The 8,576-nt window shown below is 31.1% G+C and carries 7 protein-coding genes and 1 pseudogene; all 8 read right to left on the bottom strand.

The genetic code is table 11. The features are described 5' to 3' along the window. Nucleotides 1-387: 387 nt before the first annotated feature. A pseudogene (rsmI, locus tag Q0370_RS05985) lies at nucleotides 388-894 on the bottom strand (16S rRNA (cytidine(1402)-2'-O)-methyltransferase); the annotation flags it as partial. A gap of 44 nt (nucleotides 895-938) precedes the next feature. Next, nucleotides 939-2,255: a S41 family peptidase gene (locus Q0370_RS05980; protein ID WP_147004805.1), complete on the bottom strand. Its 1,317-nt coding sequence runs from the start codon at nucleotides 2,253-2,255 to the stop codon at nucleotides 939-941. A 108-nt stretch (nucleotides 2,256-2,363) separates the two neighbouring features. Beyond that, complete coding sequence (locus Q0370_RS05975) at nucleotides 2,364-3,101, bottom strand: TlyA family RNA methyltransferase (RefSeq protein WP_299573394.1); 738 nt, start codon at nucleotides 3,099-3,101, stop codon at nucleotides 2,364-2,366. A gap of 322 nt (nucleotides 3,102-3,423) precedes the next feature. Next, nucleotides 3,424-3,885 (bottom strand): divergent PAP2 family protein, encoded by a 462-nt coding sequence (locus tag Q0370_RS05970; protein ID WP_147004803.1) that lies wholly within the window; start codon nucleotides 3,883-3,885, stop codon nucleotides 3,424-3,426. Between the two features lie 24 nt (nucleotides 3,886-3,909). Then, on the bottom strand, nucleotides 3,910-4,245 hold the full coding sequence (gene yhbY / locus Q0370_RS05965; RefSeq protein WP_147004802.1) for a ribosome assembly RNA-binding protein YhbY: 336 nt from the start codon (nucleotides 4,243-4,245) through the stop codon (nucleotides 3,910-3,912). A gap of 1 nt (nucleotide 4,246) precedes the next feature. Continuing rightward, nucleotides 4,247-6,118, bottom strand: a complete 1,872-nt coding sequence (locus tag Q0370_RS05960) for a ribonuclease J (protein ID WP_299573389.1) — start codon at nucleotides 6,116-6,118, stop codon at nucleotides 4,247-4,249. A gap of 20 nt (nucleotides 6,119-6,138) precedes the next feature. Further along, a complete protein-coding gene (gene mrdA / locus Q0370_RS05955; RefSeq protein ID WP_299573387.1) occupies nucleotides 6,139-8,106 on the bottom strand; it encodes a penicillin-binding protein 2 in 1,968 nt (655 codons plus the stop codon). A gap of 77 nt (nucleotides 8,107-8,183) precedes the next feature. Further along, a partial coding sequence (gene rsfS / locus Q0370_RS05950) for a ribosome silencing factor (protein ID WP_299573384.1) occupies nucleotides 8,184-8,576 on the bottom strand: 393 nt, incomplete at its 5' end.

The raw sequence follows: 8,576 nt of genomic DNA, 5'->3' as shown, positions 1-8,576 counted from the left end.
ATCTTATTAACTTCATTGATATAAATAAGAAATATGAGTTTTCTAAGATGCAAAAGTCTATAAATTAATATTTTTTATGAATCAAAGTCAATCTCCTTAAATGTAAATTAAGTAATTATAGCATAATTTAAATAAAAATTCAAATTTGCATATAGAAATTTCTAAAAAGAAATATAACTTTTTAAAATTTTGAACAGAAATATTATGAAGAACATAAAAGGGGCAAGTTTGTCATTAAAATTTTCCTACCTAAAATGAAAAAATCGTTTAAAACTAATTTATGGATAAATTGAGGTAATGTCACTTTTTCTAAATTTTTGAAAGTTATAGATAATGTTTTTTTCATTCAAAAGTTTTTCCATTTCAAAAATCCCAAAGATATTCTTTTATATCTTTTAAAGTTTTTAAAATTCTGTTGGGGGATTCTAAAATTACAATTGTTCGTTCTTCTTCCTTTAATTTATTGAAAAGTGTCTGTCTGCCTTTTTTCTTTGGTAAAAAGCCTTCGTATGCCATTCTTCGCATATCCAGCCCTGAAATACTTGCACCTGTAACAATTGATGAAGCTCCTGGTATTCCAACGACTTTTATTTCAGCTTTTAAAATTTCATTTACTAACTCAAAGCCTGGATCTGAAATACACGGCGTTCCAGCATCTGTTACAAGTGCAATTTTTTTTTCATCTTTTAAAAGATTAATGATATTTGTAATTTGATGAAGTTTATTATGTTCATGGTATTGGTACACCGTTTTTTCGATTTCATAATGAGAAAGAAGTTTTTTAGTGACTCTTGTATCTTCTGCAAAAATATAATCAACTTCCTTCAAAACTTTTATCGCTCTAAAAGTTATGTCTTCTAAATTTCCAATTGGTGTACCAACAACATAAAACATATATTTCTCCTAATTTTAATTTCTTTTATTAATTTTGATAACGGCTATTTTCTTTTTCCTGTTCCACTTATTTTTTTATTCATTTCTTCAATTGCTCTTTTTAACTGAACATCTCCAGCTGAAATAATTTTAGCGGCTTCTTCTTTACCTTTATCTTTTATAATAATATCTTCTATTTCTTTTTCTCTATTTTTTCTAGCTTGTTCACTGTCGTTTGCATACCCTTTTAATGCAAGCAGTTCTTCCATTTTTACTTCTATATCAGGCTCAATTCCTTTTTCATGAATGTAGTTCCCTTTTGGTGTAAAGTATTGAGCAATAGTAAGTTTTATGGCATCTTCTGTTCTCAAAGGTATAACTTGCTGAACGATTCCTTTTCCAAATGTTTTTTCTCCAATGATTGTACCACGTTTGTAATCTTTAATTGCACCTGTAACAATTTCAGAAGCACTTGCGCTTGCTTTATTTGTTAATACGATTAATGGAAAATTACCTAGATTTTTTGAAGTTCTGTTATAATTTCTTTGTTGTCCATTTTTATACTTTAAGTAAACGATTAAATCTTCTTTTACAAAAAGTGAAGAAATATCCTGCGCTTCTTGTAATGAACCTCCTGGATTAGAACGTAAATCTAATATTAATCCTTTCATTCCTTTAGCTTGTAAATCTTTAATAGCTTTTTCAACTTCTGCTCCAACGTGATTTCCAAATCTTAAAAGACTCACGTAACCAATGTTATTTTCAAGCATTTTGCTTTCAACCATTTCCAGTTTAATTTTAGCTCTTGTCAACGTAAATTTCATTGGCTCCTTTTTACCTTCCCTAACTACTTCTACATCGACTTTTGTCCCTTCCTTACCTTTCAGAAGTTTTACAGTTTCATTTGCTGTAAGTGGAAGAATATCTTTCCCGTCAACTTTTATAATTCTATCTTTTATTTTTATTCCTACTTTTTCAGCTGGACTTCCGATAAATGGTGAAACAACTTCAAGAGCTTCCCCTTTTTTCTTGCTTATGCTCATTCCAACTCCAACATATTCTCCTTCCATATCTTCAGAAAAGTCTGCTAAATCAGCTTTAGACAAGTATTCTGAATAAGGATCCTTCAGACTATTTACAACTCCTGCAACAGCTCCTTCATAAAGTTCCTTTTTGCTTGGAGTTTCTTCCTTTCCAACATAATTGTTTTCAATAATATTTATTACATCCACAATTCTGTTCAACTCTGTTGTGTCTTTTGAATATCCAGCACTTGTATTCTTGTCATTCCTTGTTGTTTTTATTATAGTGGTAGCTGCAAATAAAGGCATGCTTACCAATATAAGTCCTAATACTGCCTGCATTATTTTGTTCTTTTTCATTTTTCCTCCTAATAATGTATTTTAACAATTATAAAAATATATTTTTATAATAAATTTTGCATTTAATTTTAAACATGTATTTTGTTGTTTTTTTACTAAAACTGCTTTTTACGGAAATTTTAGCAACATTAAAAACTCCTTATTACCCTTTGCCCCTTTTATTGGAGAATCTTCAACGCCAATTAGCTCGTATCCATATTCTTTTGAAAAGTGAATTATTTTTTTTATGGCTTCATCGTGATATTCCTCATTTTCCACAACACCATTTCTTCCTATTTTTTCTCTTCCAACTTCGAATTGTGGCTTAACTAGCATTACAGCCTTTCCATCTTTAGCAAGAAACTTCTCAAAATAAGGAATAACTTTCGTTAGGGAAATAAAAGAGACATCTATTACAATAAAATTAACCTTTTGATTTTCAATATCTTCTTCTTTCAAGTCTTTTATATGCATTTCTTCAAGCGAGACTATCCTATCGTCATTTCTTAGTTTCCAATCAAGCTGATTTTTACCAACATCGACGCTATATACACGCTTTGCTCCATTCTGCAATGCACAATCTGAAAATCCGCCTGTAGACGCTCCAATATCAAGCACCAATTTATCACTAAAATCCAAATCCCAAGTTTTTATGGCTTTTTCCAATTTCAGTCCACCACGGCTTACATATTTCAACTTATCTTTTATCCGGATATTCAGTTCATCATTGTCTTTAAATATTGTTCCAGCCTTTGTTACAACTTGGTCATTTACAATGACATTTCCCACCATTATTTCCCGTTTGGCTTTTTCCCTTGTTTCAAAAAATTCCCTTTCTACTAGGATTAAATCCAATCTTTTTTTCATTACTTTCTCTTTCTAGTTCTCTAAATAAAAGATAGCTCCTAATAATACTAATTTAAAGCCAAATCCAAAAGTTATGTTGCTTTTATATTGCCTTTTTTCATTGGCTTAGCATCAAAAGGAATTTGAGTATATAATAAAACAAATCTCTTATTTTTCTATTTATTTTTTATTACTAAAATCATATTTGCCAAAAATATAGTAAAACTACTCTATATTTAACAGCTTATATATTTAATAAATCTATTTATTCTACCATATTTTAAGCTATTTTTCAAATTTTTACAAAAAAATCACAGCTAAGTTAATAACTGCGATTTAATATCTATCCTAATATATAGCCTTTAAACAAAAGTCCAATCACAATTCCTAGAACACTTCCCCAAAATACCTCTACTGGCGTGTGTCCTAAAAGTTCTTTAAATTTTTCATTAATTATTTCTATGCCTTCATGATGTTCAATGGCATCTACTAGTGTATTTAGAGCTCTAGCATGTTTCCCTGCCTGTTGCCTCACTCCTGTTGCATCATACAAGACAATCCCAGCAAAAACCATTGAAATTGCAAATTCAATCGAACTAAATCCTTTTAATAAAAATACACCTGTTACAAGGGAAACAACCGTCGAAGCGTGAGAACTTGGCATTCCGCCAGTTTGGATAAGTCTTGCCCACTGAGGTTTCTGCCCCTTGAATACAGGAAAAAAAACTTTGTAAAACTGTGCTAAAAAGCACGAAATTGCTGCAACATCAAGCAGTCTATTTCCAAACAGTATTCCTCCACTCATTTATTTTTCCTCTATACTTTCTTTTTATTTTATTTTTTTACTTTTTTTAAACTCATTAAATTCAGGTGTAATTTTTGCATCCTTTTTATTTTTAGGCTTAAAAAATATTAGTACTTTTCCTATTTTATCTACAAAAACTGATTTTGTTTTCTGAGCAATTTCATCTCCCATTTCCCTATTAAATTCAATCGATGAATTTTGCAATATTTTTACTTTTATTAATTCTCTTTTTTTCACAACTTCTGCAATTGACTTTAACACATTTTCATCAATTCCATCCTTTCCAATTCTTACAATCGGATCCAAGTTATGTGCCAATTTCTTTAAAAAAGCTCTCTCTTTACTTGAAAGCTGTATCATTCTAAACCTCCATTATAATTGGTAAAATAATAGGCTCTCTATCTGTTTCTTTATTCAGAAACTCTCCTATTTTCGCTCTTATTCTCTGTTTAATCTTACCAATCTCTTTTATTCCTTCATTTTCCATGCTGCTAAGCTCCATCTTAATCAGCTCTTTTGTTTCTGATAATAAGCTTTCTGCATCTTTATTATACACAAAACCACGTGTTACAAGCTCAACTTGCTTATTAAACTTACCATTTCTATATTGAGAAATCGAAATAATAACTATTCCGTCATCTGCTAGATTTTGTCTATCTTTCAATACAGCATTCCCGATATCCCCGATTCCAAATCCGTCGATAAATGTCGCACCACTAGGAACTTTTCCTGCTGTTCTGAATTTAGTTTTCGACAATTCCAGTTTTGCTCCATTCTCTGATAAAATAACATTTTTTTCAGGTACTCCTACTGCAATTGCCAATTCCTTATGTTTTTTTATCATTGCATATTCTCCATGTACAGGAAGGAAAAATTTAGGTTTTACTAGATTTAACATAAGTTTCTGTTCTTCCTGGCATCCATGTCCTGATACATGAATTCCGATTCCTTTTTCAAATACAACATCTGCATTACGTTTCATAAGCTGATTTATATTTTTAGTTGCCGCTTTTTCATTTCCAGGAATAGGTGTTGCTGAAATTACAACTGTATCTCCTTCTCTTAAAGAAATATGCTTATGTGTTCCATTTGCAATTCTTGAAAGAGCTGCAAGCGGTTCTCCCTGTGTTCCAGTACACAAGATAAGTACTTTATTTGCTGGATAAGTTTCAACTTTATCAATGTCAATCATTATATCTTTTGGTATTTTCAAATATCCAAGATTTGAACAGATTTCAAAGATTTTTACCATGCTTCTTCCGTCAATTGCAATTTTTCTTCCATGTTTTAATGCAATATTTACAATTTGCTGTAATCTATGCACATGTGAAGCAAATGCAGCTAAAATAATTCTTCCATCAGCCTTTGCAAATTCATCTTTCAAGCTTTCCCCAACTGTTCTTTCTGATGGTGTAAATCCAGGAATTTGTGCATTTGTACTATCCGATAGCAATAAATCTACACCTTCTTCACCTAACTGAGCCAATCTTCCAAAATCAAATCCTTCTCCATCAACAGGCGTTAAGTCTACCTTAAAATCTCCAGAATGTAGAATCGTTGCTGCCGGAGTCTTTATACAAATTGCATAACAGTCTGCAATACTGTGTGTCACGCTTATAAATTCAACTGTAAAATATTTTGACACTTTTAAGATTGTTCTCCCGCTAATTACTTTTTCTTTTGGTAATTTTGCATCTTTTTTCTCAAATTTTGCTTTTGCAAGAGCAAGTGTCAGTCTTCCACCATACATTGGTATATTTTCTGTCCCTAATTTTTGGTAAAAATAAGGGATTGCTCCTATATGATCTTCATGTCCATGTGTCAAAAGTAAACCTTTTATTTTGTGTCTATTTGATTCTAAGTATGAAAAATCTGGAATTATAACATCTATTCCCAAATGCTCATCTTCTGGGAAAGTAAGTCCTGCATCCACTACAATAATTTCATCTTTATATTGAAAAGCTGTCATATTTTTACCAACTTCCTCAATACCTCCAAGTGGAATTACATACATCTTCTCTTCTTTTCCATCCACTTCCTTGTCTATATGTCTATTCCTGTCGTTTACTCTTGGAATATAACGTACTTCATTTTTTTCATCTAAATGTCTTCGATTCGTGTTTTTTCTTCTAAATCTTTTCATTCCAGATTTTATTTTATTAATATCTTCTTTTTTAGAAAAGTTTCTTTTAAAAGTTTGATTTCCAAACTCATTTTTTTCTTTTTCTGACATTTAGTAAACACCTCCTTATTTTATCTTTTTGCTAAATTTTTATTATTTGCTTGCTGTTTTTTCTTTTCTTCTTCCTCTCTTTTTTTCTGCATTTCTGCTTGAGCTTTTTTTATAACATATTTATCTCTATATTTGTATATAAATTTCTGTGCCATAGATCCTGAAGTTACTCCTCCATATCCTCCACCTTCTACAATGGACACAAATACAATTTGAGGATTATCTGATGGAAAATATCCCGCAATCCATGAGTGATTATCTACAAATCCTGTATTTTGTGCAGTTCCTGTTTTTGCAGAAACTGGATAGCCTCCAATTCTTAACAGTTTTGCAGTTCCTCCATAACCGCTTACAGGCAATCTTAAGGCATTTTGCATTAATTTTAAGTTTTTTGAACTTACATTTAGTTTTCTAACAACTTTTGGCGCATTATTTTCAACTTTTCCTGAATAAGTTACAAATCTGTCCACAACTGTAGGTTTTAACTGAACTCCATTATTTGCGATAGCCTGATAGGCAGAAGCAATTTGAATAGGAGTTGCAAGCAAATAACCTTGTCCTATCGACATATTTATCAAATCTCCAGGTAGCCATCGCTGATCCTGTTTCTTCTTAAATCTTTTTTTCTTCCATTCAGGGCTTGGTAAAGTTCCAGCTAGTTCTCCCGGAATATCAATTCCAGTTTTAGACCCTATTCCAAATTCTTTTGCATATTTTACTATCTTCTCTACTCCAGCTTTTTGAGAGAAAACATAATAATATGTATTTACAGATTGTTCAATAGATTTTGCAAAGTTAGTTACTCCATGTCCATATTTATGAGAATCTCTAAATATTAATTTCCCATATCGGTATTGTCCTGTTGAAGTTACTGTTGCATATGGTGAAATACCTGATTCTAAGATACCCATTCCAGTTATCGCTTTAAAAGTAGATCCTGGAGGATAAAGTCCAGCAATACCTTTATTTACAAGTGGCTTAGCTTTTGAATTTACTAGTTCATTCCACTGATTGTCAGGTATTCTTGAACTCAATAAATTCAAACTGATTTCAGGATTACTTACAAATGCAATAATTTTCCCAGTTTTTGCCTCCATTGCAATAAATACTCCACTTTTTCCTGTAAAGGCATCTGTCATATATTTTTGTAATTCCAAGTCAAGTGATAAATAGACATTTTTTCCAGCGACACTTTCAGTTGTTTCCATTTGTCTTATAACATTTCCTTTTGCATCAACTTCGACATTTTCCTTTCCATCCTGACCTTTCATTTCCTTATCATATGAACGCTCTACACCTTTTTTTCCAATCAAGTCACTATTTCTGTAACCTTCTTTTTCCAAATCCTTAAATTCCTTTTCACTGATTGGCTTTACATACCCAATCACATGCGAAGCTAGAGAGTCTTCAGGATAATATCTCTTGTTATACTCTACAATATCAATTCTATCATTATCAATTTTTTCAATTGCTCTTAATGCAACTTGTTTTTCTAAATCTTCAATAACAAGAATTTTTTTATCTGTTCCCATTCTTTGCTGCTTAAAAAATCTGTCAATCAAATAATCAACTTGATAACCTGTTATCTGACTTATTTTGTTTATATCGCCTATTGTTTCCTTTATACGTTCTGCAACCGCTTTTCGTTCTTGAGAAAGTCTCGCATCTATCTGTTCTTGCGTCATATTCTTTATTTCTTTTAATAATGCTACATCTTTTGGGCTTAATGGTTGCGTATGTGAATGAATTACTTGATAACCTGTTGCATTTTTCGCAAGTAATTTCCCTTCTCTATCGTAAATTTCTCCACGTGTAGCCTTTATTACATTGGTTCTGATTCTATTTTGTAACGCCTGTTCCGCATACTGAGATGCATCTAATATCTGTAATGTAAACAATCGTGCTACCAATAGTAAAAAAACTGCTCCTACAAGAACAAGAAAAACTATAAATCGTACATTTTTTTCTTTTTTATCTAATTCTCTCATAATTTTCCTCTTCATATTTTATTACATTTTCCCTCAATTAAACTTCCAAAAACACATTATTTCATTAAAATAAGTATCTATTCCCCATCGTTTTTGCTAATTTCTCTATTTTTTTCATTTACCCCATTATAAAAATCATCTAATCTGTAGTATTCTCTTGCATCTTTGCTAAACACACTAATAATCAAATCCCCAGCATCAATTAAAACCCAGTTTGCCTCATCAAGCCCTTCCACGCTTTTTACATTCTCAAGGCTTTTCTTTATATCAGTTGCTATTGCCTCAATATTTCTAGAAGAACTACCAGTACATAAAATTGAATAATCAAAAAATGGAGATTTTCCTCTCATATCATATACCTTTATATCCTGCGCTTTCTTATCTTCCATAATATCAATTATCTCTTGAACTTCTTTTTCATAATTATTATTTACTTCACTCATTCTAAAAATTCCCTTTCTTTTTATATT

It is taken from the genome of uncultured Leptotrichia sp. (assembly GCF_938036635.1).
In the GTDB taxonomy this organism is placed as follows: Bacteria; Fusobacteriota; Fusobacteriia; order Fusobacteriales; family Leptotrichiaceae; genus Leptotrichia; species Leptotrichia hongkongensis.
Note: the sequence above shows the minus strand (reverse complement) of the source record. Positions and strands in the feature narration are given on the sequence as shown.